18 protein-coding genes and 5 pseudogenes are annotated in these 24706 nt (G+C 67.9%); 8 read left to right on the plus strand and 15 right to left on the minus strand.

Features of this window, described 5'->3' with window-relative positions; all coding sequences use genetic code 11:
* Positions 1-35: 35 nt before the first annotated feature.
* From ACIO3P_RS28290 to ACIO3P_RS28315, 6 genes and pseudogenes are all read right to left on the minus strand, one after another.
* A complete protein-coding gene (locus ACIO3P_RS28290; RefSeq protein ID WP_401853319.1) occupies positions 36-1481 on the minus strand; it encodes an aldehyde dehydrogenase in 1446 nt (481 codons plus the stop codon).
* Positions 1482-1631: 150 nt separating this feature from the next.
* Positions 1632-2663, minus strand: a complete 1032-nt coding sequence (locus ACIO3P_RS28295) for a ketopantoate reductase family protein (RefSeq protein WP_401853318.1) — start codon at positions 2661-2663, stop codon at positions 1632-1634.
* 74 nt (positions 2664-2737) lie between these two features.
* On the minus strand, positions 2738-3967 hold the full coding sequence (locus tag ACIO3P_RS28300; protein WP_401853315.1) for a cytochrome P450: 1230 nt from the start codon (positions 3965-3967) through the stop codon (positions 2738-2740).
* 26 nt (positions 3968-3993) lie between these two features.
* A complete protein-coding gene (locus ACIO3P_RS28305) occupies positions 3994-5202 on the minus strand; it encodes an NAD(P)/FAD-dependent oxidoreductase (protein WP_401853313.1) in 1209 nt (402 codons plus the stop codon).
* Positions 5199-5396 carry a ferredoxin gene (locus tag ACIO3P_RS28310; protein WP_401853311.1) on the minus strand — a complete coding sequence of 66 codons (198 nt, stop codon included), beginning with the start codon at positions 5394-5396 and terminating at the stop codon, positions 5199-5201. The genes ACIO3P_RS28305 and ACIO3P_RS28310 overlap by 4 nt, the downstream gene beginning before the upstream one ends.
* 129 nt (positions 5397-5525) lie before the next feature.
* Positions 5526-6231, minus strand: a pseudogene (locus tag ACIO3P_RS28315) (NADPH-dependent F420 reductase).
* Between the two features lie 176 nt (positions 6232-6407).
* On the opposite strand from ACIO3P_RS28315, the gene ACIO3P_RS28320 reads away from it, so the two are divergent.
* The gene (locus ACIO3P_RS28320; RefSeq protein WP_366396083.1) at positions 6408-7016 is read left to right on the plus strand and encodes a helix-turn-helix domain-containing protein; all 609 of its coding nucleotides are present in this window, start codon (positions 6408-6410) and stop codon (positions 7014-7016) included.
* 15 nt (positions 7017-7031) lie between these two features.
* Here ACIO3P_RS28320 and ACIO3P_RS28325 read toward each other — a convergent pair whose 3' ends face one another.
* The 3 genes from ACIO3P_RS28325 to ACIO3P_RS28335 form a co-directional block, all read right to left on the minus strand.
* Positions 7032-7394 carry a TetR-like C-terminal domain-containing protein gene (locus ACIO3P_RS28325; RefSeq protein WP_401978225.1) on the minus strand — a complete coding sequence of 121 codons (363 nt, stop codon included), beginning with the start codon at positions 7392-7394 and terminating at the stop codon, positions 7032-7034.
* 236 nt (positions 7395-7630) lie between these two features.
* Positions 7631-8224, minus strand: coding sequence for a hypothetical protein (locus ACIO3P_RS28330; protein WP_401853308.1), 594 nt, complete (start codon positions 8222-8224; stop codon positions 7631-7633).
* A 467-nt stretch (positions 8225-8691) separates the two neighbouring features.
* Entirely contained in the window at positions 8692-12459 is a 3768-nt protein-coding gene (locus ACIO3P_RS28335; protein WP_401978227.1) for a hypothetical protein, read from the minus strand.
* 876 nt (positions 12460-13335) lie between these two features.
* Here ACIO3P_RS28335 and ACIO3P_RS28340 point away from each other — a divergent pair.
* Entirely contained in the window at positions 13336-14607 is a 1272-nt protein-coding gene (locus tag ACIO3P_RS28340) for an acyltransferase family protein (protein WP_401853303.1), read from the plus strand.
* A 104-nt stretch (positions 14608-14711) separates the two neighbouring features.
* Here the strand turns inward: ACIO3P_RS28340 and ACIO3P_RS28345 are convergent.
* Together ACIO3P_RS28345 and ACIO3P_RS28350 are read right to left on the minus strand one after the other, a co-directional pair.
* Positions 14712-15903 (minus strand): annotated as a pseudogene (locus ACIO3P_RS28345) (IS3 family transposase).
* A 223-nt stretch (positions 15904-16126) separates the two neighbouring features.
* A pseudogene (locus tag ACIO3P_RS28350) lies at positions 16127-16912 on the minus strand (IS5 family transposase).
* A 38-nt stretch (positions 16913-16950) separates the two neighbouring features.
* Here ACIO3P_RS28350 and ACIO3P_RS28355 point away from each other — a divergent pair.
* The 3 genes and pseudogenes from ACIO3P_RS28355 to ACIO3P_RS28365 all read left to right on the plus strand — a co-directional run bounded on the left by ACIO3P_RS28355 (position 16951) and on the right by ACIO3P_RS28365 (position 18708).
* A complete protein-coding gene (locus tag ACIO3P_RS28355) occupies positions 16951-17220 on the plus strand; it encodes a hypothetical protein (RefSeq protein ID WP_401853301.1) in 270 nt (89 codons plus the stop codon).
* Between the two features lie 89 nt (positions 17221-17309).
* Positions 17310-17872: pseudogene (locus tag ACIO3P_RS28360) on the plus strand (AAA family ATPase).
* A 368-nt stretch (positions 17873-18240) separates the two neighbouring features.
* The gene (locus tag ACIO3P_RS28365) at positions 18241-18708 is read left to right on the plus strand and encodes a transposase (protein WP_401853300.1); all 468 of its coding nucleotides are present in this window, start codon (positions 18241-18243) and stop codon (positions 18706-18708) included.
* A 53-nt stretch (positions 18709-18761) separates the two neighbouring features.
* Here the strand turns inward: ACIO3P_RS28365 and ACIO3P_RS28370 are convergent, their stop codons facing one another.
* The 4 genes and pseudogenes from ACIO3P_RS28370 to ACIO3P_RS28385 form a co-directional block, all read right to left on the minus strand.
* Positions 18762-19061, minus strand: coding sequence for a hypothetical protein (locus ACIO3P_RS28370; RefSeq protein ID WP_401854058.1), 300 nt, complete (start codon positions 19059-19061; stop codon positions 18762-18764).
* A 220-nt stretch (positions 19062-19281) separates the two neighbouring features.
* A pseudogene (locus ACIO3P_RS28375) lies at positions 19282-19371 on the minus strand (chloramphenicol phosphotransferase); the annotation flags it as partial.
* Positions 19372-19395: 24 nt separating this feature from the next.
* Positions 19396-19941, minus strand: a complete 546-nt coding sequence (locus ACIO3P_RS28380) for a hypothetical protein (protein ID WP_401853297.1) — start codon at positions 19939-19941, stop codon at positions 19396-19398.
* Between the two features lie 130 nt (positions 19942-20071).
* Positions 20072-20425 carry a hypothetical protein gene (locus tag ACIO3P_RS28385; RefSeq protein WP_401853295.1) on the minus strand — a complete coding sequence of 118 codons (354 nt, stop codon included), beginning with the start codon at positions 20423-20425 and terminating at the stop codon, positions 20072-20074.
* Between the two features lie 686 nt (positions 20426-21111).
* On the opposite strand from ACIO3P_RS28385, the gene ACIO3P_RS28390 reads away from it, so the two are divergent.
* The 3 genes from ACIO3P_RS28390 to ACIO3P_RS28400 all read left to right on the plus strand — a co-directional run bounded on the left by ACIO3P_RS28390 (position 21112) and on the right by ACIO3P_RS28400 (position 22762).
* A complete protein-coding gene (locus tag ACIO3P_RS28390) occupies positions 21112-21666 on the plus strand; it encodes a hypothetical protein (RefSeq protein ID WP_401853293.1) in 555 nt (184 codons plus the stop codon).
* A 246-nt stretch (positions 21667-21912) separates the two neighbouring features.
* A complete protein-coding gene (locus ACIO3P_RS28395; RefSeq protein ID WP_401853290.1) occupies positions 21913-22401 on the plus strand; it encodes an LGFP repeat-containing protein in 489 nt (162 codons plus the stop codon).
* A gap of 22 nt (positions 22402-22423) precedes the next feature.
* Positions 22424-22762: a hypothetical protein gene (locus tag ACIO3P_RS28400; RefSeq protein WP_401853288.1), complete on the plus strand. Its 339-nt coding sequence runs from the start codon at positions 22424-22426 to the stop codon at positions 22760-22762.
* The last annotated feature ends 1944 nt before the right edge of the window (positions 22763-24706 follow it).

Genomic DNA, 24706 nt, shown 5'->3' on the forward strand with positions numbered 1-24706 from the left:
CGGATGCGTGGGGGACGGGCGGTGTGTTCGGCCGGCTATCGGGCGAGGTCGGCGGGGATACCGATGGTGCGGCTCTCGAGGTAGCCCGCCAGTCCCTCGGGGCCGAGTTCACGGCCGAGGCCCGACTCCTTGAAGCCACCGAAGGGAACCATCGGCATCGGTGCGTTGTGGTGGTTGATGGTCAGCACCCCGGTACGTACGCCCCGTGCGGTGGCGAGCCCTCGGGCCGGATCACTCGTCCAGACACTGCCCGACAGCCCGTAGCGGGAGTCGTTGGCGATACGGACCGCGTCCTCGTCGCTGTCGTACGGGATGGCGCACACGACCGGTCCGAAGATCTCCTCCTGCGCGACGCGCATGGCGCTGTGCACGTCACCGAGGACGGTGGGCTCGACGTACCAGCCCCTGGAGAGGTGGCCCGGCCGGCCGCCGCCGCTGACCACCCGGGCGCCCTCCTTGCCGGCCAGTTCGATGTAGCCCTCCACGCGGGCGCGTTGGCGCTCGGCAACGAGGGGACCGACCATGGTGGCGGCATCGTGCGGATCTCCGACAGGTGTGCCGGACGCCGCGGCTTCGGCAAGGGCGAGCGCCTCCGCGTACCGCCGCCGGGGCACCAGGATCCGGGTCTGGGCGGCGCAGGCCTGCCCAGAGTTGTACATGGCTCCGCCCACCAGTGCGGGAATCACCGCCGACAGGTCCGCGTCGTCGAGGACGATCGCCGCCGACTTGCCGCCGAGTTCGAGGGAGACGCGTTTGACCTGCTCGCCGCAGAGGCTCATGATCCGCTTGCCGGCCTCCGTCGACCCGGTGAAGGCGACCTTGTCGGTCCCAGGGTGGGTCACCAGGTGCTCACCCACCTCCCGGCCGCCGGGCACGACGTTGATCACGCCGGCCGGGACTCCGGCCTCGTGCAGCGCCTCGGCGAGGATGTAGTTGCTCAGCGGCGCCTCCGGCGGCGGCTTGAGCACCACGGTGCAGCCGGCCGCCAGCGCCGGGCCCACCTTCCACGCGGCCAGGTTGACCGGAGCGTTCCACGGAATGATCGCGGCGACCACCCCGACCGGTTCGGAGATCACCAGGCCCGCCGACTCCCCTGCCACGACCGAGCGTTCGAACGCGAAGGTCCGGATCAGCTGCGCGTAGTAGTCGAACACCGGGGCCACCATGGCGTGGTGCATGGCGGCATGGCTGACGGCGATGCCCATCTCGTCGACGGAGACCGCGGCGAAGTCGGGGACGCGCTCACGCAGCTTCGCCGCGGCACGCTCCAGCACATCGGCACGCTCACCCGGCGTCAAACGGGGCCAGGGCCCCTCGTCGAACGCGGTCCTGGCCGCCGCAACGGCCCGGTCCATGTCCGCGATCGTCGCCACGGGCACCTCGCCGACGACTTCCTCCGTCGACGGCGAGACGACGCCGAACCGCTCGGCGGACGCCGGCTCGACCCACTGGCCCCCGATGTAGAAGCCGTTCCTGTACATCAGTTGATCGTTCACTGTGCCTCCCGGGCAGACAGATGCACGCGGACGGACAGACCCCGGCCGCGGACGGACATGGAGAGAGCGGAGAGAGAGGTGGGAGCGGGAAGACGACGAACCGCCGGCCCCTCCCGCTGAGGGGGCGTCTTGCCGCTACGCGGGGGATGCGACGCGGTTGGCCGCCTCGTGTGCCTTCAGCCGCTCCAGCAGTTCCTGCAGCGACTTCATCGGCCGGCCCTGCCGCCGGCCCTCTTCGAGGCTGTCGTACATCGCTCCGATGTCCTGCGCGCGGACCTTTCCGCCGTGGTGGAAACGGTTGAACGCCGCGAGGTCCATCGGCCGCATTCCCCGTTCCATGTTGATCTGAACCTTCGCGTTCATACGGGGCCCCATGGCCAGGGCCAGCAGCCTGCCCCGCCAGCCGTTCCGCGGCAGGGTCATGATCTCGCGCTGGGCCGCGCAGGTGAGTTTCCAGAGCTCCTTGTTCTTCGCGACCGTGGCGAAGTCGGGCCAGCCCGCGATCTCCCACGCCGTGTAGAGCGGAAAGCCGATGGTGTTGAAGATGGAGTCCATCTCCCTGCTCATCCGGGCGCAGCGGGAGACACCGGAGCTGTCGTAGAGGGCGGCGAACCGCTTGGCGGCGGCCGGGTTGCCTGTGTCGAGGCGGAAGCCGATCCGGTTCTTCGGATGCCGGTAGCAGATGCCGGCCTGCGCCACCTTCGCCGGGTCTGTCGGCGCGTGGATGGGAAGATTGGCCGCGGACTGATGGGCGAGCATGCCGAGGAACCCGTGCAGCAACCGGTCGTCGGATATGCCCAGGACCTCCAGGAAGTGCTCACGCACACCGATGCCGAAGGCGCTCATGATGACGGTCGCGTCGGACGGGCGGATGAGGTCGCCGAGGGCGCGCAGTGTGGCCGCGCCTCCCTCGGTGCGGGCGGTGTGCCCGTCCAGTGTGATCATGACGAACTCGAAACGCCTGCCCGCCAGTGCGGCGACGTCATCGACGGCGCGGTAACCGGTGAAGGTCTTCAGCGAGTTGTCGTCGTAGCAGTAGAGCTGTTGTGCGGCATCGATGGCGGACCTGTCGAGGTAGGTGATGTCGGCACCGGCCAGGCTGAGGTGATAGCCGATGGGCAGTCCCGTCGCGCCGGCTCCGACGATCAGGATGGAGGGCTTGTTCATGAGAGATCAATCCTGGTTGCTCGTGAGGGTTGGATTGCGGCGGGAGGACTTCTCCGCCCGTGTCGGCCGCGGCTCTACCAGGCGACCGGGAGTTCGCGCACTCCATAGGTGCTCAGGTCCGTCCGGAACATCACTTCTTCCATCGGCACCGCCAGCCGCAGCCCCGGCAGCCTGCGCAGCAGCGTGGGCAGTGCGATCTGCAGTTCCACGCGGGCCAGTGCCTGTCCCAGGCACTGGTGGATGCCGTAGCCGAAGGCGAGGTGCCCGCGGGGGTTGCGGTCGATGTCGAATTCGTCAGGCCGGTCGAAGACGGACGCGTCACGGTTCCCGGCCGGCATATTCATGACGATGCCTTCGCCTGCCCGGATGAGCTGCCCGCCGATGGTGACGTCCTCGATCGCCACGCGCAGGACCACGTCCTGGACGATGGTCAGGTAACGGAGGAGTTCCTCGACCGTGTTGGCGATCAGGGCCGGATCGTCGGTGTCGCGGATCCGGGCGAGCTTGCCGGGATTCCGTAGCAGGGTCAGTGTGCTCAGGCCGATCATGTTGGCCGTGGTCTCGTGCCCGGCGAACAGCACCGTCAGCGCGTTCATCACAACGGTCTCCCGGGTGATGTCACCGGTGGCGACCCGCTCGTGGACCAGCCGGCTGATCATGTCGTCGGCCGGCTCCTTCTCCTTGCGGTCCACCAGTTCCATCCGATAGGTGAAGAGCGCCATGCTCGCCGCCGCCGACTCCTCGGCCGTGGCCCGGTGGGAGATGAGGGTTTCACTGTGTTTCTGGAAGAACTGGTGGTCGGCGTAGGGAACGCCGAGCAGCATGGAGATCATCACGGACGGAACCGGGTACGCGTACCAGTGCACCAGATCCACCGGCTGCCCCTGGCCGATCATCTCGTCCAGGATGCCGTCGACGACCTCCTGGATCTTGGGGCGCAGCCTCTCCATCCGTTTGACCGTGAAGTCCCCGGTGAGCATGCGGCGCAGCCGGGCGTGCTCGGGGTCGTCCATCCGCGGGAAGGCCTGAGGTATCCCCTCTTCGCCCACCTGCGACTTCGGGAAACCGGGACGGGTGACGTCCGCGCTGATCCGCGGGTCACCGAGGGCCTCGCGAATGTCGGCGAACCGGCTCACCATCCATACCGGCTCCCCGTGCAGCATCGCCCGCTGCAGCCCCTCGTTCTCACGCCAGCCGGCCTGCTCCGCGGGCGGATCGAAGGGACAGCGCGCGTCACGCTCACCCGGGAAGGTGGGAAGGCCGGCGTGATCGTTCGCGGGAATCGTGCTGTCGGTCGTGCTCATGGGTCACTCCAATGGTGGTGGGGGGATTACGCGGCGGCGACGGTGTCGAGGGCCTTCGCCCAGGGGCTGCCGGCTGCGATGAGCGCCCGCCATGAGCGCAGGGTCTTCGGCGGTATGCCGACGCCCAGCACTCCGGCAAGCCGGTCTCCCGTGCGGTACGCGACGAGAAGACGTCCGTTGGGTGCGTCGTCCTCGACGACCGCCGCCTCGTCGTGGCCGCGCAGATACCCGTACGCCTGGATCTTCATCTCGTACTGGTCGGACCAGAAGTACGGCACCGGGGCGAACGGCCGCCGCAGGCCCGGTTCTTGAGCGAGCAGGTTCCTGGCGACGGCCATGCCCTGCTCGGCGGCGTTGGTACGGTGCTCGATACGCATCGCCGTTCCGAACAGCGGGTTGTGCCAGCGGGCCACGTCCCCGACCGCGTAGACACCGGGCGCGGCGGCGCTGAACTCGTCGCACACCAGCCCGTTGTCCACGGTCAGTCCACTGCTCTCCAGCCATTCGGTGTTGGGTACCGAACCGATGGCGATCAGTACGTCGTCGGCCGGGATCACACTCCCGTCGGCCAGTGCGACTCCGGTGCCCTCACCGCCGACGGCGAGAACCTCGGCCACCGAGACCTCTGTGCGCAGTTGGACTCCGTGGTCGTCGTGGGACCGGGCCAGCCACTTTCCGGTGTGCTCGCCGACGGCGAGCGCCATCGGAACCGGGGCCGTCTCCAGCACGGTCACGTCCACTCCGAGCCCACGTGCGACAGCGGCCACCTCCGCGCCGATGAACCCCGCGCCGACAATCACCAGCGGCCGCCCCGGAAGGAGTCGCGCCTTCAGCGTCAGCGCGTCGTCCAGCGTGCGGAGCGTGTGCACTCCCGCCACGCCCTCGGGGCCAGGCAGGCGGCGAGGACGCACACCGGTCGCCACGACCAGGCCGTCGTATGCCGACCGGGAGCCGTCGGCCAGTGTCACCGTGCGCGCGGCCACATCCAGCCCGGTCGCTCTTGTGCCCAGGCGCAGATCCAGCTTCAGCGCGTCGATGTCGTCCTTTCCCCGCAGCGGCAGCCTGTCGGGCTGCCACTCACCGGTCAGGATCTGCTTCGACAGCGGCGGACGGTCGTACGGCAGAAGGGGCTCGTCGCCGAGGACGGTGATGGCGCCCTCGTACCCGAAGCGGCGCAGTGCCTCCGCGGTGGCCAGCCCACCGGCCGACGCGCCGACTATCACGATCCTGTTCACGACTCCACCAGGTGGATCGCGGCGGCCGGACAGACCATGGCGGACTCACGGACGGCGTCGTACTGCTCCGGCCTGGGTTCCTCGGCCAGGAGCACCACCATGCCGTCTTCGTCGCGCTGGTCGAAGATGTCGGGCGCGACCAGAACACACTGCCCAGAAGCGACACACTTCGGAACGTCGACTTCCACTTTCATTCGCTTTACCTCCTTCGGTTCTATAAGTGATATGCGGCTATCGATTTGGATTCATCAAACCGCGCCCCTTAGTGATAGTCAACTATCAAAAAATGGTCGACGGTGGCCGCCGTCACCCCGATCGCGTGATTACGGGCTGGGGAACTTCCCGCCCGCGGGACCCCGGACGGCACCGGCGGCCAGTTCCCTGACCCTGGCGGCGGGTACCACCACCCCCGGGGTCTCCAGGAACCAGCGGTACCCCTCTTCCTGACCGGCCCCCTCGGGCGGCTGCCCCGGGAAGTACGGCTGGACGCAGACCGGGGTCTCGGGCTCGCTCCGCCAGCTGTCGGCCAGGGTGCCGATGTCCACGGCGTCGTAGCCGAGGATGTCCAGCAGGCGGGCCACTTCGGCCTTGGCCGCGGTGTCGTCGCCCGCGACGGGCAGGGCGCTGCGGTCGGCGGCGGCGGAGGGCCGGGCGCTGGTGAAGAGGCGGTGGAAGTCGATGTTGTTGAACGCCTTGACCACGCGGGAGTCGGCCAGGTGCCGCTGCACCAGTTCGCTGGAGGTCAGTTCCTGTGCGTCCAGCCCGTCGATGCGGCCGTCGCCCTGCGGGTAGTAGTTCATCGTGTCGATCACCGTCCGGCCGGCCAGAGCGGCGGCGGGCAGCCGGCCGTAGGCCTTCAGCGGAATGGTGGCCACGACCAGGTCACCGACCTCGGCCGGCGTGGCCGGGCGGGCGCAGGTGCCGAGTATCGGTGACGAGACCGGCGAGGGTCCCGGGGCCACGGGAATTACTGAGGACGACGTCCAGGCCGGCGGCCACCGCGAGGCGGGCCGGCGCGCTGCCGATCATGCCGGTGCCAATGAATCCAAGCGTCTTCGTTACGGTGTCACATCTCCAAGTGAGTTGATACAGCTGAAAGTCGGGAAAATGAACCCGGCGTAACCGATAATCGACTTTCACTTACCTCGGGGTGGCCAACCCTACGACATACCGATAGTCAACTATCAACTGCTACTCTCTTGTACATGCCACCCGACACCTCACGGCGACTACGCGCCGACGCCGCGCGGAATTCCGAGAGGATCCTGCGGGCCGCGCGGGCGGTGTACGCCGAAAACGGTCCCGACGCCATGCTCGAAGACATCGCCCGGCGCGCCGATGTGGGCATCGCGACGCTCTACCGCCGCTTCCCCAACAAAGAGACGCTCGTCCGGGCAGCCATCGAACAGAGCGTCGCCGAGCAGCTCACTCCGGCCATCGAGCAGGCCCTGGCCGACGACGACCCCAAACGCGGCCTGACCACCCTGCTGGAGGCCACGCTGTCCATGGCGGCCCGCGAGCGCAACACCCTGGCCGCCGCCGACCACTCCGGCGCCCTCACCGCCGAGGTCGTGGCTCCGTTCCTCGACTCGCTGATGCTGCTCACCCTCCGGGGACAGCAGGCGGGTGTCATCCGCGGCGATCTCGTCCCCGACGACATGCAAAGAGTCATGGGGATGCTCATAAGCGTCCTGTGGAACATGGACCCACAGAGCGAAGGCTGGCAGCGCTACATCACACTCGTCCTGGACGCCCTGTCTCCCGTAGGCGCCAGCCCTCTCCCTCCCGCGACTCCGTTGTGGGAGTGCCGCTAAAGGCGATCCGGCCGGTCAGGCGTTGGCGTCGGCCGGACGCAGGGACTGGAGGGCGCCTTCGATCTCCAGGTCGATCAGCCGTCGCGCCTCCAGGGGCTGATGGTCGAACATCCCGGTGAGTTCGAGGCTCACGATCCCGTGGACGCGTGACCAGATCAGGATGGCGGCGCGGGCCACGGGCGATGTGATGTCCGGGCGCCGTTGGGAGCGGGCCCATTGGCGCAGGACGGGCGGTTGCGAGCCTCTCCGGACGGCACATGCGTCCTGAGTTGTATAAGTCACACGTTGCGACTGGGCCCCTGCGTGCTTCAGATGGCTCGTCTGATGCGATCGAGCCGGCCGTTCGGACGCAGTACGGCCGGGGCCGCCTCCACGCAGGACGTCACGGCACCGCGTCGGCCGCCCTGTCCGGTAACACCGTGACGTTCACGGAGTCGCTGCCGAAGAGGATCTTCTCCGTGCGGGGACAGGCGCCGGGCCGTGAGTGCGCCGTCTTTCCGTCCTGGTTCACTGAGGCTGGCTGAAGAGGGGGCGTCGGCGGCTGTCATGTCGGTCCGTACCTGTAGCAGCCGGACTGGGTGGCGCTCACCGGCCGGAGGGGTCCAGGGAGGCGTTCACGGCGACCTCCGCGACGACGTCCGGTTCGACCAGCTGTACCGCCAGGTGCTCGCGCGACCCCCACGCGACGCTGAAGCCCGGCCGGTCCAGGGGTGACCGGTCTCCGCGCGCCGGAGACCGGAGGCGAGGGCACGCCGTACAGGGGCGGAGAGCACGGTGGTGCGGCCGACGTAGTGGAGATGGCCACCGGTGTCGAAGTCTCCGAGCAGGGCGTTGACGGGCGCGCCCGTCGTACCGGACACCGCGCCGACGACGGCCTCGGTGGTGTGCCGCATCCGGTATTTGAGCCATCCCCGGCGGTTCGGGACGTAGCGCTGGTCCAGCCGCTTGAAGACCAGCCCCTCCAGGCCGACCGCTGACCACTGGAGCCAGTCGGCGGCCTGCCGAGGGTCGGTCGTCGACGGACACAGCGTCCACGGCGGTCGAAGGTCCCGGTCCGCGAAGAGCCGCTCCAGCGCCTCGCGGCGACTCTGGTACGGACGGGAGGTCAGATCATCGTCCCCCTGGCGCAGCAGGTCGAACGCCGAAGCGCGCAGGTTCGCAGGTTCTCGGATGGGCCTGGAGGCGAACCCGTGCGTTGCTGTTGCCATTGGCCTGGGTTGAGCGGCGAGTTACGGACGGGGTGATGGGCCGCGTCCAGGATTCCGATGAGGGCGAGGGCCATCGAGATGGTGACGTAGGTGAAGGCGGCGGTCGGTGGGACGGCGGATCAGATGAGGACCGCGTCCTCCGCCGTCGTCACCGCGCTGGCCACGCGGGCGCGGGAGATGGTCCGCTGAGTCGAGTGCGCCCAGACTGCGCTTTGCCGACCCAACACCCTGGAGCAGCTTGCCGTTTCTGCCTCTTGTCACCCCAACTCAGACGTCCTCTCCAGCCCGAAGCGCATCTCCTCCCCGTCCCCGCGAGCCTCTCGCTAGTGGGGCGATGAGGGCGCGCGATGATCTGCCCTGCGGACGGCGGGCCGATGTGGCGTCCGGAGCGGGGCATCTACCTGCTTCCTACCGCACCGCTCCTGCCTTGCCTGCAGTCGGCCCATTGCCCGCCCCGTAGTGAGGTCCTATAGCGCGGCCGGCTGGCAGCCGGTTTGAGCGGATTGATCGTGGAGGTAGCGGGACTGTTCCAGGGGGGTGAGTGTGGTGTCGATGGCCTCGCAAATGGTGCGTATTGCGCGGGCCGGGTCGGGCAGGTCGACCTTTCGCAGCCCGACGGAGCTGCCCGTGCTGGTGGCCAGGGTCTGTCCGTCCGGGCTGAACGCCACTGCTGCGAGCGAGCGGGTGGGCAGGGTGATCCTGGTCTGGCTGGTGGCGAGGTCCCACAGCTGGACCCCTCTTACGGTGCTTGCGGCCAGGGTTCGTCCATCGGAGCTGAACGCCAGCGACGCCACCTCACCGCTGACGCTGAAACTGTCTTGGAGCTGACCGGTGCGCCTGTCCCACGTATTCACGGTTCCGCTCCCGCTTGCGGTGGCCAGGGTGTGCCCGTCCGGGCTGAACGCCAGAGACTGTGTGCTTGGGGTACTCGGCTTGATGGTGCGCTGTGTGTGGCCGGTTGCGGTGTCGAGCAGCGTGACCTGGTCGCCGCCGTCCTTGATGTCCACGACGGCGAGTGTGCGGCTGTCCGGGGTGAACGCCACCGTCCTGACGGACTCGCCGGGGCTGGTGTGGGCGGTGTGTAATGCGCCGGTTGAAAGGTGCCAGATCCGCACCGTTCCCTTCTCGCCGATGATGGCGAGTCGTGTCCCGTCGGGGCTGAAGACCGCCGTGCCGATGACGCTCAGAGTAAGGGTTCTGAGTAGACGGCCCGTGGCAACGTCCCGGACCTCGATCCCCCTGTTCTTGGTGGCCCGGGCGGCCAGGGCGCGCCCGGTCGGGCTGAACCCCACGGCCGCGAGGCGGGAAACCGTGTAGGGCGGCTGTTCTCCCCGGTGTGCCAGGTCGTTGTCGAGCGCCAGGGTGGCTTTGCGGTCGCCGGTCCTGATGTTCCAAAGCTGTATTGACCCAAGGCCGGGTGGCCCTTGGCGGACCGTGGCCATCGTGCGTCCGTCCGGGCTGAACGCCATGTCGGCGACGTATGTGCTGTCAGGGCCTGGCAGGGTGGTCTGCGGGGGATCGGCTGACAGGCGGTGTATGCGGACGGTGGCGTCCAGGTTGCTGCTGGTCACCAGGGTGTGGCCGTCGGTGCTGAGGGCTACTTTCATGGCTCCCCGTCCGTGGTGACCGGCGGTCACGGTGGCCGGCGCTGCGCCGGAGGTGGTGTCCCACAGTCGCACCGTGTCTCCCAGGCCCGGGATGGCGAGGGTCTGCCCGTCCGGGGCGAAGGCCACCTCGTTCACTCCGATGGGACCGTCGCTGATGGTGCGCCGGACGATGCCGGTGGCCACCTCTCGCAGTTGCACCAAACCGTCGGTGCGGACAACCGCGTATGTCCGGCCGTCGGGGCTGAAAGCCACCGCACCACCCTCAATTCGGCTGTCGTGGGCGGTCCGGGGGCGGCCAGTGGCCACGTCCCACACCCGCACCAGTCCGCTGCGGACCACCGTGGCGATGGTACGTCCATCCGGGCGGAAGGCGACCGCCAGCGGGTCGCTGGTGAAACTGTGCCGCAGGCGGCCGGTGGCCACGTCCCACACCCGTACAGCCGCTGGGGAAGCGGCGGCGACGGTACGACCGTCCGGGCTGAGGGCCATTGCGCGTATTGAGCCATCGGGGACGGTGAGGGTTCTGAGTTTCCTGCCGTTGACCGGATCCCACAGGGTTATCACCCCTCTGGTGCCGCCGGCGGTAGCGACAGCGAGGGTGCGTCCGTCGGGGCTGAACGCCGCGACGTGGCTGACTTCGCTGGCGTTGTGGCCAGTGAAGGTGTGTTGGAGTTGGCCTCCGGGCAGATTCCAGATCCGTATTCTGCCGTCTGTGCTGTGGGTGGCGAGAGTGTGTCCGTCCGGGCTGAGGGCGATGGAGTCCACGGGTTTGGTGCCGGTGGTCAGGCGTTTGCGCAGCGGTAGGGCCGCGGCGGCATACAGGGCGGCGGTGGCTTCGCGGGTCGGGCTGGTCCGGTAGGCATGGACAGCGAGCAGTGAGGCGAGGTCGGGTTCGGAGGCCAGCAGCGCGCTGGACTCGGCGGCCAGTTGCCGGGACTGGGCGAGGTGCTGGGCGGTGACCGCGCTCTGCCACTGCCCCACGGCGAGGCCGACTGCGACGAGGGCGAGGCACAGGGCGGCGGTGACCGTGGTGAGCACCAGTCGGTAGCGGCGGCGGCTCTTGTGCTCGTGGTCGAGGCTGGCGTCGAGGAAGGCGTGCTCCAGGTCGTTCAGGTCTTCGCGCGGTGCGATGCCGAAGTGTTCCTGGGCGGCGGCGAGCCGGCTTCCCCGGCACAGAGCGCCCTTTTCGCGGCCCAGTTGCTGCCAGGCGTGGGCCGCTTCGGACAGGTTCCGGTGCACACGCAGGCGTTCGCGGTCTTCCTCGATCCACCGGCGCAGTCGGGGCCAGGCCGTGATCAGGGCCTCGTGGGCTATCTCGACCGTGTCGCCGTCCAGAGTGAGCAGGCGAGCCCCGGCGAGTGCCTCCACCACCTGGGCGGTGTCATTCCGACTGATGCCGGGCAGTTCCGCTCGCTCGACGGGACGGCGGGTGTCAGGGGTGCCGTCGCCGGGGGCGACCAGGCGCAGCAGCACCCGGCGGGTGGCAGCCGCCTGGTCTTCGGTGAACCGGCCGTAGACCGACTCTGCGGTCTTGGCGATCGCGCCGTCCAGGCATCCGGCCGCCTCGTACCCGGCCACGGTCAGTGTCTTGCCGCGGCGGCGGCTCCAGGTCTCCAGTAACGCGTGGGACAGCAGAGGCAGCCCGCCCGGCGCGTCGGCGACCTCCTTGACCAGCCGGGCGGTCAGGGCGCGTTCCACGGTCAGTCCGGCGGCCGTGGCCGGCTTGACGACGGCGTCGCGCAGTTCCGCCTGGCTCATCGCTCCGGCCAGGAGGCTGGCATCGCGCAGCGCGTCGGCCAGGTCGCGGTGCTCGGCACAGCGGCCGTAGAAGTCGCCGCGCACCGCCAACAGCACCCGCAGGCGGCTCTCGGGCTCCCGGGCTGTCAGCAACTGATCGATGAAGCGAGCGCGCTCGGCCGCATCGTGGCAGAGGGTGAAGACCTCCTCGAACTGGTCGACGATCACGAACGTGTCCACCCCGGCGCTGCCGTCGCGGGGAATGGCGGGTGTGAGGAGGGATGCGTGACTGCGGGCGGGGCGCTTGCCCGGTGTCAGGATCCGGATCGCGGCCGGGCGCAGGCCCAACTCCTGAGCGCGCTGGAGGACGGGTAGCAGGCCGGCCCGTAGCAGGGAGGACTTGCCGCTGCCGGAAGGGCCGAAGACCGCAGCGAACCGTCGGCGGCCCAGCAGATCGACGAGGTCGGCGGTGAGCTGTTCCCGGCCGAAGAACAGTCCGCTGTCTCCGGTCTCGAACCGTGCCAGACCCCGGTACGGCGCGAGTGATCCGTCGTTGTCGCGAGTTCCGTCACCGGCGGACTCCTCCACCGCCGCCTTCCACCGGGCCTCCCATTCCGCCAGGTTCCCACCGCACGCCCCCACATAGGCCAGGGCCACCGGCAGCGTCGGCAACTGCTCGCCCGCTGCCGCCTGGGACAGCGTGGTCACCGAGTATCCCGCCCGCTGGGCCAGCAACCGATAGGTGATCCTGTCCGGTTCCGCTCTCAGCTTGCGTAACTCGAACGCGAACCGCTGCACCGGACCCGCCGCCGGATCCACCGGCACCTCACGACGCCCCGCCACACCTTCACCTCTTCCAGCCGCCCTGCATCGAGCGGGCAGCCAATCCATGCACCTGTATGACACCCGAAAGGCTCGCGTATCCCGCTTCATTGTTCGGCCGCCAGAACGGTACTGCCGAACAATGCTCGAGCCGCTGAACTCGGTGTTGCCAGCGGCCCGGGGGACCACTCTGCAGACCGCCCCCTGAAGGCCATTTGAGGCCGGCAAGGGGCGGCAAGCGCCCCAGCAAGCCCACGTCGCCCCTGGGTCCCTTCACGTCAAGACTGCACCGAATGGAATGAAACAGTGCACAGGAACCGAGTCCGGGGCGGCTGGAGAGCTCGCCAAAGCCGCGGACACACCCGGCAGCGGCGGGACCAGTTCGGGGCAGCGGGCCAAGAGGTCCTTCAACGCGCCGGCGCAACGTTTTGGTTTTGGAAAGGACCAGGGGCGATGCGCGGCTGCGCGCGGTCGGGTTCACGGGACCAAGACCGAGGCCGAAGCCCTGAGTTTTGATGAAAGTCGCCCTGCCGACGGCTAGTGCCGGGAGGGGCACTAGCGCCGCAACAGGCAACGTTCGCCCCGTCGCGACGCCCGGCACGCGCCCCCAAGCTCTCGGCTTCGTTCGAGCAGGGAAGTGTTTCCTTCGCCGCACCGGCCGAAAGCCCGAGTACATCCAGTACGGGGACTTCCGGCCGGCACACCGAGAGCACGCACCGAACGCCGCTCCTTGACGGGCAGACGTTGCCTGCTGCGGCACTAGCTGACGGCTTTCTCAGCGTAACCACCTGATCGGCGCGCGTCCTGGCTTCCGCCTTCCTACGGCCGCGCGTCGTCGGCCGGATCGACGGCTTGGCGATCTCCTCCGCCTCATGCGGACCATGCCGACCCCCCGCCTCACGACAAACCCAACGAACGCCTCACCAAAGAGGACTCTGCCTACACATGGAATCCCCACCCATCGACCCTGCCCCAACGGCGCACTCACGCTCTGTCAATTCAAGATTGCTAACCGTCATAGCGACGGCTGGTCCGTCGCGGCTGGCCTGGCTGGACGCGTTGCGCGGCATCGCCGCACTCGTCGTGGTGTTCGACCACTCGTCGTATACGTTCCTTGCGGACTTCCGGCGGGAGTTGATGCCACAGTTCAACACCAGCCGCTACGGCATTATGGTGTTCTTCCTGGTGAGCGGCTACATCATCCCCGCGTCGCTGGAGCGCCGGGGCTGCGTCCGGACGTTCTGGATCGGACGGATCTTCCGTGTGTACCCGCTGTGGGCGGCTGTCCTCAGTGTGTTCCTTGCCGTCAACCTCTTGGGCATTGCGGAGATGCGTGACTTCGGTCAGCAGAGCGCTGTCACTGTGGCTGTCGCCCACGCCACGATGCTCCAGGAGTTACTGGGAACACCCAATCTCCTGCTCATCCTGTGGACACTCTCCTACGAGATGTCCTTCTACCTGCTGGTCGTCGCTCTTTTCACGGTGCGCCTTCACCGGCAGTCTGCGGCGGTCGCGGTCATCTTGGCCGTGCTTGCCGCTGTGAGCGTGACGGCAGGGGTAGTGCTGCCAACTTCTGCCCTGTCCAGCTTGGTCGGCACCGGCTCGCTGATCGCGTGTGCCTCGATCGCCATGGTGATCGCCATCTGCTGTGCGAGCGCCAGGTCATCCGTGCTCCGGGTGTTCGGGGGTGTGTTGGGCGGGTTGATGGCGCTCGTCCTGATCGCGTTCAACGGCACGGTTCCGGTGTGGGAGGGCCTGGTGATCCTCGCCGTGATGTTCCTCGGCACCGCCGTCTACCGTGCCGAGAGCGGTCAGACCACCTGGCGCTACGCCGCTGGCACTGCCGTCATGGTGGTCGCCTGTGCCGTGGGGAGCGCGTACCGGTACGGCGACGGTGGCCACTTCACACGGCGCGGCTGGATCGTCGCGTTCCTGCTGGCTGTGCTCACGTTCGGCGCCGGACTGGCGTCGCGTCGCCGGCGCATACCGCGGGTGCTGACCGGATTGGGAACGATCAGCTACTCGGTCTATCTGGTGCATCCCGTGCTGCTGGCGGTGATCGACAGCACGATCGGCAGACGGCGGCAGGACAGTCCTGCGCTCGAAGTGGCGTTCTTCACCGTGCTGCTGCCTCTGTGCCTGCTGACCTACCGGTGCATTGAAGCGCCAAGCCAGACCTGGGGCCGCAGGTTGGCCCGCCACATGCAGCCACCGTGACACCTACGCCCGCTCGCCGAACAGCGGGACGTCCGCTGGTGCCAGGGCGGTGCGTACCCGCAGCATGAGCTGCCCCGAGTTTCGTAGAGTCCGGTAATCCTGTTTCAGGCGGACTGCGGGGTCTGCTCCTGGCTCTGCCAGAAGTCGCGTTCGTACTCGGCGGGTGGCACGTAGTCGAGCGCGGAGTGGAGCCGTTCTTCGTTGTACCACGTGACCCACTGGAAGATCGCTCGCTCGACCTGGGCAGGGACCTTCCAGGGGCCTTGCATCTCGGTCAGCTCGGCCTTGAAAGTGCCGTTCAGCGCCTCGGCCATGGCGTTGTCGTAAGAGTCCGCGACGGAACCGGCCGACGCGGAAGCGCCGGTGTCCGCGAGGGGGTCGGCGTAGCGAATCGACACATATTGCGACCCCCTGTCGCTGTGGTGGATGAGACCGGAGTCCTTCTTGATTCTCCGGCGCCACAGCGCCATCTCCAGGGCATCCAGCGGCAGTTCGGCCGCATGTGGTCGGCGACCTGCCAGCCGACGATCATCCGTGAGTACACGTCCAGCACGAACGCCCCATATGCCCAGCCCGATCTCGTGCGGACATACGTCATGTCAGCCACCCACAGCTGATCGGGCCGCGCCGCTGTGAAGTCGCGGTCGACCAGGTCCGGCGGACGGGGCGCCGAAGGCTCCGGGATCGTGGTGCGGCTCCGCCGGCCACGGATCACGCCCTCCAGGTCGAGTTCGGCCATCAGCCGCTCGACGGTGCATCGGGCCACATCGACACCCTTGCGCCGCAGAGCGCGCGTGATCCGACGGGCGCCGTAGGTCCCGCCCGATTCCACGTGGATCTCCTCGATCACCGGCATGAGCTGTTCGTCGCGGAGCCGGCGGGCCGACTTCGGCCGCTTCTTGCGGGCGAAATACGTCGACGGCGACAGGTCCAGCACCCGACAGACGGGATCGACCCCGAGACCTTCGTTACGCAGGTGGTCGATCACCTGCTCGGCCTCGTCCGGGGACGGTCGATCTCCTGGGCAAAAAACACCGAGGCGGCTTTGAGGATCTCGTTCGCCCGCTTCAACTCGGCGTTCTCCTTGCGGAGTTGCTTCAGCTCGTCGCGCTCGGCGGTAGTGAGCCGGTCGTCGCGTTCGCCATGGTCGGCCTCGGCCTGGCGGACCCAGCCGCGCAGGGCCTCCTTGTGGATGCCGAGGTCCTTGGCGACGTGCGCGATCGGGCGGCCGGTGGCGCGGACCTCACGGACCGCCCGCTCACGGAGTTCATCGGGGTACTTACGGGGTGCTGGCATAGTGCTGGTGGATCTCCTTCACCAGGACCGTAACCCTGGCATCAGGGACTCCACAAATCTCAGTACAGCTCAGTATGCGTACGGGTGGCTCATTGCCACGACGACGGCACATCGCGCCCCGACACCCGTGTCGTGATTGGCGGAGTTCTGCATTGCTATCCCGCAGACGAGAACGTGACCATCAGCTCCATGAGTCCCTCACGACGGCAGGCCCTTAGAGGTCCTAACAAAGGCGTTGAACATGTCGGTGGGTGATGAGGCAGGCCGCGAGGCCGAGGAAGGCTTCGTGGATGTCGTCGCGCCGTTCCCACCGGACGCGTAGGCGTCGGAAGCCGTACAACCAGGCGATGGTGCACTCGACGACCCACCGGTGCACTCCGAGCCCCGACCCATGAGGGACGCCGCGGCGGGCGATCACCGGTTTGATGCCCAGGGCCCGGACGAGTCGGCGGTACTTGTCGTGGTCGTAGCCGCGGTCGCCGAGCACCACGTCGGGCCGCCGCCGCGGCCGCCCGACCAAGCCCGCGACGGACGGGACCTTGGCGAGGCAGCAGATGCGTGACGTCGTTGCGGTTTCCTCCGGTCAGCGACACCGCGAGCGGGATGCCCTGTCCCTCGACGAGGACGTGGTGCTTGCTGCCCGGACGTGCGCGGTCGACCGGGCTGGGCCCGCTTCTGGGCCCAGCCGAGCGGCCCTCACATGGCTGGAGTCGATCACCGCCCGGGACCAGTCGAGCTGTTCCGCCGCCCGCAGCTTTGACAGCAGGACGACGTGGAGCCGGTCCCACACGCCGGCCTCGTTCCAGGCGGCCAGCCGCCGCCAGCACGTCATGCCCGAGCCGAAGCCCAGCTCCTGGGGCAGGTACTCCCGCTGGATGCCGGTGTGCAGGACGAACAGGATCCCGCACAGAGCCTGCCGGTCAGGACCCCTCGGCCGCCCCGCGACCAGCTTCGGACCTGGCTCCGGCAGCAACGGCTCGTTCAAATCGGCGGAGACGGGCTTCCGTATTAGCGCTCAGCCGGCAGCACGGAGTCGTCGGCCCCGTCATGGACTGGTCGATCGCCGCCGGAACGTTCACCTCGGCACCGAACCGGCCAGCGCTGAGCGGCCCGGACGAGGTCGTCGAGGCGCAGGTCGTGCCGCAGGAAGTGGCTCAGGCGGGTGAGCAGTTCGGCGAAGGAGTGACTGCTCGAGGAGTCGCCGCGCAGCGGCAGGGGGTTCGTGAAGGGGCCGATGCCGGTGTGACTCGCCCGGGTGAGATGGTTCGCCGCTTGCTCCTTGTCCGCGCGGGCCAAAAATGTACTGTGCAGGGTTGATGCGGGGCTGCAGGCATTCAAGGCTGCGGGACCGCAGAGCTGCGCGGGACGTACACAGGACCGACGGCGGACCTCGGAGGGATCGGACGATGCAGGACAGGAAGTCGCACTGGACCAAGCCTGTGCTGGTCGTGGTCGGAGGCCTTCCGGCCACCGGGAAGTCGACTGCGGCGAGAACCGTGTCGCGGAAACTCAACGCCAGCTATCTGCGGATCGACACGATCGAGCAGTCCCTTTCCCGGTTCTCCGCCTACGGTGCGGACACGGCCGCGTTGCGTCACGCCGTCAACTGGGGCCTTGGCTACGACGTCGCGTACGCCGTGGCCGAGGACCTGCTCGCCCAGGGGCTGTGCGTCTTCGCCGAGTGCGTGAACCCGATGGAGGTGACGCGGGCCGCGTGGGCGGCGGTGGCGCAGCGGACCGAGGCCGAGTTCTTCGAGGTCGAACTCATCTGTTCGGACCGGTGGAGCACGAGCGCAGGGCGACGTCACGCACCGTGGACACTCCCGACCTGACCCTGCCGACCTGGCAGGACATCGTCGACCGGGACTATGAGCCGTGGGACCGCGACCACATCGTCGTGGACACTGCGGGCAAGTCTGTGGAGGACACCATCGCGGAACTCGGCGAGGTCCTGGGCATCGACAGCTGATTCCTCGCCGCCCGATACGAGCGGACACTTCTGGGGGACCTATGAGCCCGCAGACACAACCCGAGACGGGTGACCGGCGAGCAGTGCTGGCCTCAGAAGCCGTTGTCGTACCGACCTTGTTGGGCGCCGGTTCGAGTGCGGTGACTCGGTCGCGTGATCTTCGGATCCGGCAGGCATGAAGACGGGGCCTCCTGTCCAGCTCGGGATTGTCGAAGTCCGAACGACCTGAACAAGAGGCCCTTGTGTCGCAGTCTTGTGGGTCCGTGCCGGTACAGTCCAACTCGGTTGCCCGGTCGTGTGATTGCCTCGCTCACCGGTTCGAGAACGCGGGCGACCATCTGAGCCGCGAGCCCCGGTATCCCCCGGACATGTCGGACGCGGAGTGGGCGGTCGTGCGGGACGCGATGCCGATCCCGGCGTGGATGAACGGCAAGGGCGGGCAGCCGGAGTGCTACTGCCTCCGTCAGATGTTGGATGCCGTGCGCTACCTGGTCGCCGGCGGGATCACGTGGCGGGCCATGCCGGGCGACTTCCCCGTGTGGGACCGCGTCTACGCGTTCGCCAGGCGCTGGGGCGTGCAGGGGCTGCTGGCCGAACTGCACGACCGGCTGCGCGGCCTGGTGCGCGAGGAGGCCGGCCTGGTGCGTGGAGCGGACGTTCGCGTGGTTGTTCCGCTCGCGCCGACTGGTACGCGACTACGAGACGCTGCCCACCGTCCACGAGTGGATGGTCATGTGGTCGATGACCATGCTCATGAGCCGCAGGATGGCCCGTCGGCGAGCGTGAACCGGCGCGGGGCCGTACGTTGTCGCGTTCACAGAGTAGATCATGCCTGATCAGGTTGTGGTCCGCACCGATCGGAGACAAGGTGTGGCCGGTAAGCCCGCGGTCACACCTCCAGATGCTCCTTTTCGAGCCAACGGCACACGAACGCGGCCACCTCGGCGGCCGACATGCCGCTCGTCTCGACGACGAGGTCGGGTTTGGTGGCCTGCTTGGGCAGGCTGTTCTGATGCAGTGAAAGGCCGACCGGATGAGAGTGGCGGCGCTGCCGGTCAGCCAGCGGCTCGTCGGTGACCGAGAGCTCGATGAAGGCGACCCGGGCCAGCCCCCGTGCACGCAAGTCCAGGAGTCGGCCTTCGAGGTCCGTGTTGACGACGGGTTCGAACGCCTGGCCGTCGACGATCACACCGACGCCAGTGCTGAGAACCCACGATCCCCGCGTTCATCGCGCAGAGCATGGCAATGGCGTCGACACCGTTGTTGATCCGGCGCGCCCCAGGCATGCACGGAACATCCCGGTAGGTGAAACCGCGTTCAGCGAATCGGGCATTTGCAACGCCACCGGCCCACTGTCCGGGAATCATTCGGTAAAGCTCGTCCACTCCGAAGCGCAGCAGGGGCTCACGGGCGTGCTCCTGGACGGCGGCCGCCAACGTCGACTTCCCGGCGGCGGAAGGCCCAGTGATCACGACGCACAGTGGGGGCTTGCCATCCATAGAGAACTTTCCTTGTCTCGATGCTCATGAGCCGCAGGATGGCCCGTCGGCGAGGGTGAACCGGCCAGGGGCCGGCTCGGCTGCCCAGCCGCGGTCCGCAAGGCGCTTCATCTTCGACCGTACCCCTTCCACGCTGGCCGGGCACAGCTCCAGTCCGAGTACGAAGGCGATCTCCTGGCACGTCATCACCCCGTCCTCTTTCATGCGGCGTTCCGCCAGGGCGGCAAGGATCTGCTGGTAGTCCACTGCAAGCACATCCGCGCTCAGCGCGGGCCGCCACACCGGCACGATCGAACCCGCCCGCGCGGCCCCCAGCGCAGGGGCCCCAACGGACGGTACCTCGGCCGCCGCCTCCGGCTTCGGCACACACGAGTTCTCGACCGAGACAGGGCCGACTGCTCCCGTCTCCGAGCGCTGCGGCGCGGACAAGACCTCGTCCACGCGCTGCCGGGCGATCAGCCACTCCTGCCAATCCGTCTCCGCCTGGGCGAGCTCGGCCAGTACCCGGTCCGCTTCCTCCCGCAGTCCCTCCACGCGCACGCGCGCGGCCAGCTCGCGGTCCTCCAGCAAACCCCACGACCGACGCCATCAGGCACCTCCACCGACGAGACAAATCGACAGCCTGAGCCTGCCTCGCCGACCCCGACGCCATGCCTGACCTGGGGAACACGTCCATCAAGTTCGGTACAACAACGCCTTCTCACATGAGGTAGGTCAGCTCGTGGTTACTGGGAGAGCAGACCTCCCGCAATGGCTCACACAAGTGCCAGGCGCGGTGCAGCGCCTCGGCCTCGTGAATCGGGCCGATGGTGTGGTCCTCGCGCCACGCCTCGCAGACATCGCAGTCCGGCTGCCGGTCGGGCAGCCACACGGCGTGCATGGTGATCAGGTGATCGTCCAGGTAAAGCCGAGTCACGATGAGGGGCAGCTCCCAGTCGCCCGGAGTCGCACCGTGGCGGAGGGAGCCGATCAGATTCATGCCGTAATCAACGCCGAGCTTCCGGCAGCCGCCGCACGCCGACTTGCGCTCGATGAGTTCGCAGGGCAAGGGCATCTCCTAATTCTTTGAGTAGCGGCTCTGGCCGGGCGGTGCGTTCGGCCGGGCTGTTCGAGTGCGGGGGCCGTCACGCCTTTATTTCTCCGGGCCGTTGAGGCCTTCTGACAGAGCGGCGGGCGACCCTTGCTGGGGTGGTGGCGGTCGCGCCGGCGCCGGGCAGATGCCTCGGTTGGTCCCAGCCGTACAGGCCTTCTCAAAGGCCGGTAGCGGGCAGAAGCGGACGGTGGGGCTTGTGGCCGGAGGGCAGCGACAGCGAGATAGACCGTACGCGTGGGCGGGTTGTCGTGAAGCCGCCTTCCAAGGAAGATGCCTCGGAAGGCAGTGCGAACGCTGCGAGATGACGTTTGTCTGAAGCTGCTGCTGCCCGCCGAGTGAGGGCCTCAACCTCTTTGGGGCACAGTGAGGTTGACGGAACGGCCGCGGGACGTACTGCGCCTTGGAAGACTTTTCGGCATGCGTCAGACGACTACCCAAGCCATCGTGCAGCCGTACCCGGCGGGCACCCTGTGGACCTTTCGCTCCCTGGAGACCAGGCACGAGCAGACCGAGGAACTGGCCCTGTCCTGGCTTCCGGGAGGAGTAGCCGTCTCCCCGACAGCCTCCTCCCGGAGGAGACGCCGGCGGCCGCCCTGTGGCAGAAGTGGCTGAAGGAGGCCAACCACTACCACGAGCAGTGGCCGGACTTGTTTTGGCCAGGCGAGGTGCACCTCGCCTGGAAAGTGATCACGGCGCCGCCCGCGACCCACGGGATCATCGAGGGGGCGCCGTACACTCGCGACGAGCGCAGTATGCGGGCCGAGGCCCACACGGACGATCTGCGGGAGACCTTCCTGACCTGGTACACGCACCCGGTGCATGCCGAAACCGGGGAGCGCCTGAACTGGCTCCGGCTGCCCGTGGTGAACCGGGGATGGAACGACGACCGGGCGGACCCGGGCGGCTTCGTCCAGGAGGCGACCGGGTGGAAGCCGTCGCCGCTCCAGCTGGCCATGGATGTCGTGCAGGTGGCGCGGGGCTCCGGGCTGTGGACGGTCGACCTGGCCCTGATGAGCGGGGAACTGGACCCGGGTGAGCAGTACGACGTCGTCAGGAAGCTGACCACGGACATCGGATCAGTCGACGACGAAGAGTTCGAAGCCCTGTACGCCAAGCTCGACGCTCACCACCAGAGCGACGTGAACGAGTCCATCGACAATTTCGCCGACAACGCGGTGGGCGACCCGAGCTGGAGGGGGTGACCAGACGGCAGGTCGCGAGCTGACCTGCGCTGAGGAAGTTTGTCTTCGCCGCGCGGGTCAGCTGGGCCCTCGGGAAGCATTCGACCGGGAAGTACCGCCGGAGTGTGCAGTTTCCTGCACACGAGACGGTCCTCTTCTCCCGAAGCTGTCACTTCGCGGCAGCTTCGGGAGAAGAGGGCCGTTTCCATCTGTCGAATCGCCTCGTTGGCCCTAAGACAGTTCCAAACCAAGGAAGGTGGCGATGTCATGCATTTCGGCACAACCCTCCAGCGAGGAATTCGAAGTCGGATCGGCGTACTGACCTGCCTAGCCCTGCTGACCGGCCTCAGCATCACAGTCACACCAACCGCACAAGCCGACCCCAGCGACCCCTACTGCGGACACAAAGTCGTAGGAGACATCGAGAAAAGGTACACCGAGATGAAAGGCCGTACCGGGCCGCTCGGATGCCCCCTCACCGACGAACTGGTCAACCCCGACGGAGTCGGCCGACGAACCCAGTTCGAACACGGGACGATCTACTGGTCCCCCCGCTCAGGAGCATGGCCCGTCTGGGGAGAAATCGGCGAATACTGGTGCGGCGACGGGTGTGAACGAGGGCCGATGGGTTACCCCACCTCCTATGAGCACCAGGTGGGCAACGAAATCCAGCAACGCTTCCAATGCGCAGTGATCCACTGGAAGCAGACCTCCGCCACTTCAACCCGAACCTGGAGAGACAACATCTGTGCCTGACCAGGTAGCTGAAAGGCCCCCGGTGCAATCCGGGGGCCTCGTCACCGGCCTCTACGCCCTGGACCGGCTGCGCCATCCCTCGCGCTGCGGCTATCCGGTCCTGGCGGACCATCTGAGCGACGTGCTGTACGTGATGGTGGTGACCGGCTCGGGTACGGTCCTCACCCTGCCGACGGGCGTGCGGATCCTGACCGCCGGGGACTACCTGCTGGTGCCGGTGACCGTGAACGGCCCGGGCTCTCCTGCCGCCCACTGGATCAGCCCGCCGTCGGAAACCCCGCCGCTGACCGCCACCGAATCCCTTATCGGCCGGTTGCAGGAGCTGGGCAAGGGAATCGTCCCGCGATCGACGGCGTCATGAGCGCGGCGCCCGCCACGCGCAGTGTGGGGGTCGTTCGTACGCGCCGACCGGCTCATCCACCATCTGCGCCCGACCGGCGCGCGCTGCTGATCATCGAGACGACTGGTTCCCGCGTCGGCGGAGGGCAGGTCGAGCCCCCGGACGACCTCCCCTGGTAGCGACGACATCATGAGGACCAGCAGGTCGGGATCGGTAGCCAGTAGGCGCGGAGCCTCACAGTCGGAGAGCACGCACACCACGTGTAGGTATGCATGCACCTCGCGTGTATACCTTTCCGGAGTGGGGCTGAGTTTGACGCAGACATGCCCTGCTGACGATGCCACGCGCCAGACCTTCGAGTCAGCACGGGGCCACGAGGCGTCTGACACGGTGATTAGGCCAGGTAGTAGACCAGTGACCCATCGCAAGACAGGCCTGGGCATTGGAAGGTCAGTTGTCATGGTGGTGGCGTCGGTCCCAATCGGGTTGCAGTCAAGAGTTCGGTGGTACGGGGTGTGGTGTGCAGTCGATCAGAAGTACTCCGACAGCCACGGTTCCTTGGGCCTTGACCTCTGATCTTGGACATACGAGACACTGGATCCTGAGGATCTGAGAACGGACATCTCGTGGTGATGAAGAACTATCCGCCGCAGTTCCAGGCGGACGTGGTCGCGGGTCCATCCCCGCGTGCGCCCTCGGCTCACCGCGCGGCAGCGCCGCCGCGCCTGGCGGTGGGAACACGGCGGCCGCCACCTGCACAACACGGTCGTCGCGGCCGTACTCGGCCGACGGCGCGGCCCGGACCGCTGGACACACAAGTCGGAGCCTCGTACCTGACGCAGGTCACGCCGGTTCTGGGCGCCCGCAAGGCTGGAAGCCGAGCCCGGCACCGCGCATGATCACGGTGCATCAGCCGGTCGAAGATGCGGACTGGCTGCCGAGTCGAGTTCCGCCGCCAGCGTGACGATGCTCCGCCCGGCCGGGACCCTGTTGGCGAATTCTAGATGTTGAGCCCGGTGCGAGCTGAAGCTCGCACCGGGCTTTCCTGCCCAGGCCAGTGCTGAGGTGCGAGGATGCGTAAGTGGTGACGGAAGCGGAGTGGGAGCGAGTTCAAGGTGGGCTGCGCTTCGGTCAGGTCTTCACGGGCACTGTCGTCCGAGTGCCCAGGCCCGGGGCGATCGGTGTCTTCGTGGACATCGGCCTCAGTGTCGGAGGGTTCGTTGACGTCGTGCTTCTGCCTCGTCGGCGAAGCGAGGACTGGCCTGCCGAGGGAACAGTGACCGACTTCGAGGTCTGGTGGGTGCACAGCGGTCACCAGCAGATACGGCTGAAGCCCTCTGACCCGCAGTACCTGTGTGAGGACTTCGCCGACTTCGTTGCCCGATTCAGGCCCAATTGGCCATCCGACATCGGCAAAGCCGTAAGGGGTCCGCGGCCGTCAACTCCGTAGGAGCTACTCAGCCCTCGCTCTGCTGAAGCAGCAGGTCAAGGACGTGAACATCCGCAGCATCCACGTCCTGGCGCCCGTCGCCCCCCACGGCCACCGCACCCAGCACGGCGATGGTGTCCGCGGGCTCGGAACCGGTGGCCGCTGCGCCCGCGCCCGGACCGGTGCGCACCCGGGAGTCGGCGTCGGCCGGCTACCACCGCGCCCTCGAAGCGCACCGTGCCGCCCGGGCCGAGCCGCCGATGGCCCCAGCTGTCGCGGCCGCGATCGAAAATCGCCCACAACGCCTGCCGCTCCGGCCGACACCAGACCCGGCCCGACAGCAGCCGCGGCGCCGCCGAACTCTGGCAAGCCATGCGTCTCCGCAAAACCCACTCCCCACACGCCTGAGCCACGAACTCGTGGTTCGCGGCCATCACCGGTTCAAGGGCGGCGCTGCCCAGCTCGATCCCGCCGAACAGGCCGCCACACCATGCCCTCCCGCACCCCGAGCCGCCCTGACTGCAGCGGGCTCAGGC

It is taken from the genome of Streptomyces sp. NPDC087310, from assembly GCF_044744405.1.
Taxonomy (GTDB): domain Bacteria; phylum Actinomycetota; class Actinomycetes; order Streptomycetales; family Streptomycetaceae; genus Streptomyces.

Bases quoted from the DNA above. Each gene is read 5' to 3' on its own strand.
- ACIO3P_RS28365 (WP_401853300.1), top strand. From the start codon at position 18,241: ATGTCGGACGCGGAGTGGGCGGTCGTGCGGGACGCGATGCCGATCCCG.
- ACIO3P_RS28290 (WP_401853319.1), bottom strand. From the start codon at position 1,481: ATGTACAGGAACGGCTTCTACATCGGGGGCCAGTGGGTCGAGCCGGCG.
- ACIO3P_RS28295 (WP_401853318.1), bottom strand. From the start codon at position 2,663: ATGAACAAGCCCTCCATCCTGATCGTCGGAGCCGGCGCGACGGGACTG.
- ACIO3P_RS28355 (WP_401853301.1), top strand. From the start codon at position 16,951: ATGGACTGGTCGATCGCCGCCGGAACGTTCACCTCGGCACCGAACCGG.
- ACIO3P_RS28395 (WP_401853290.1), top strand. From the start codon at position 21,913: ATGCATTTCGGCACAACCCTCCAGCGAGGAATTCGAAGTCGGATCGGC.
- ACIO3P_RS28330 (WP_401853308.1), bottom strand. From the start codon at position 8,224: ATGGCAACAGCAACGCACGGGTTCGCCTCCAGGCCCATCCGAGAACCT.
- ACIO3P_RS28340 (WP_401853303.1), top strand. From the start codon at position 13,336: ATGGAATCCCCACCCATCGACCCTGCCCCAACGGCGCACTCACGCTCT.
- ACIO3P_RS28300 (WP_401853315.1), bottom strand. From the start codon at position 3,967: ATGAGCACGACCGACAGCACGATTCCCGCGAACGATCACGCCGGCCTT.
- ACIO3P_RS28335 (WP_401978227.1), bottom strand. From the start codon at position 12,459: ATGGATTGGCTGCCCGCTCGATGCAGGGCGGCTGGAAGAGGTGAAGGT.
- ACIO3P_RS28310 (WP_401853311.1), bottom strand. From the start codon at position 5,396: ATGAAAGTGGAAGTCGACGTTCCGAAGTGTGTCGCTTCTGGGCAGTGT.
- ACIO3P_RS28385 (WP_401853295.1), bottom strand. From the start codon at position 20,425: ATGCCCTTGCCCTGCGAACTCATCGAGCGCAAGTCGGCGTGCGGCGGC.
- ACIO3P_RS28320 (WP_366396083.1), top strand. From the start codon at position 6,408: ATGCCACCCGACACCTCACGGCGACTACGCGCCGACGCCGCGCGGAAT.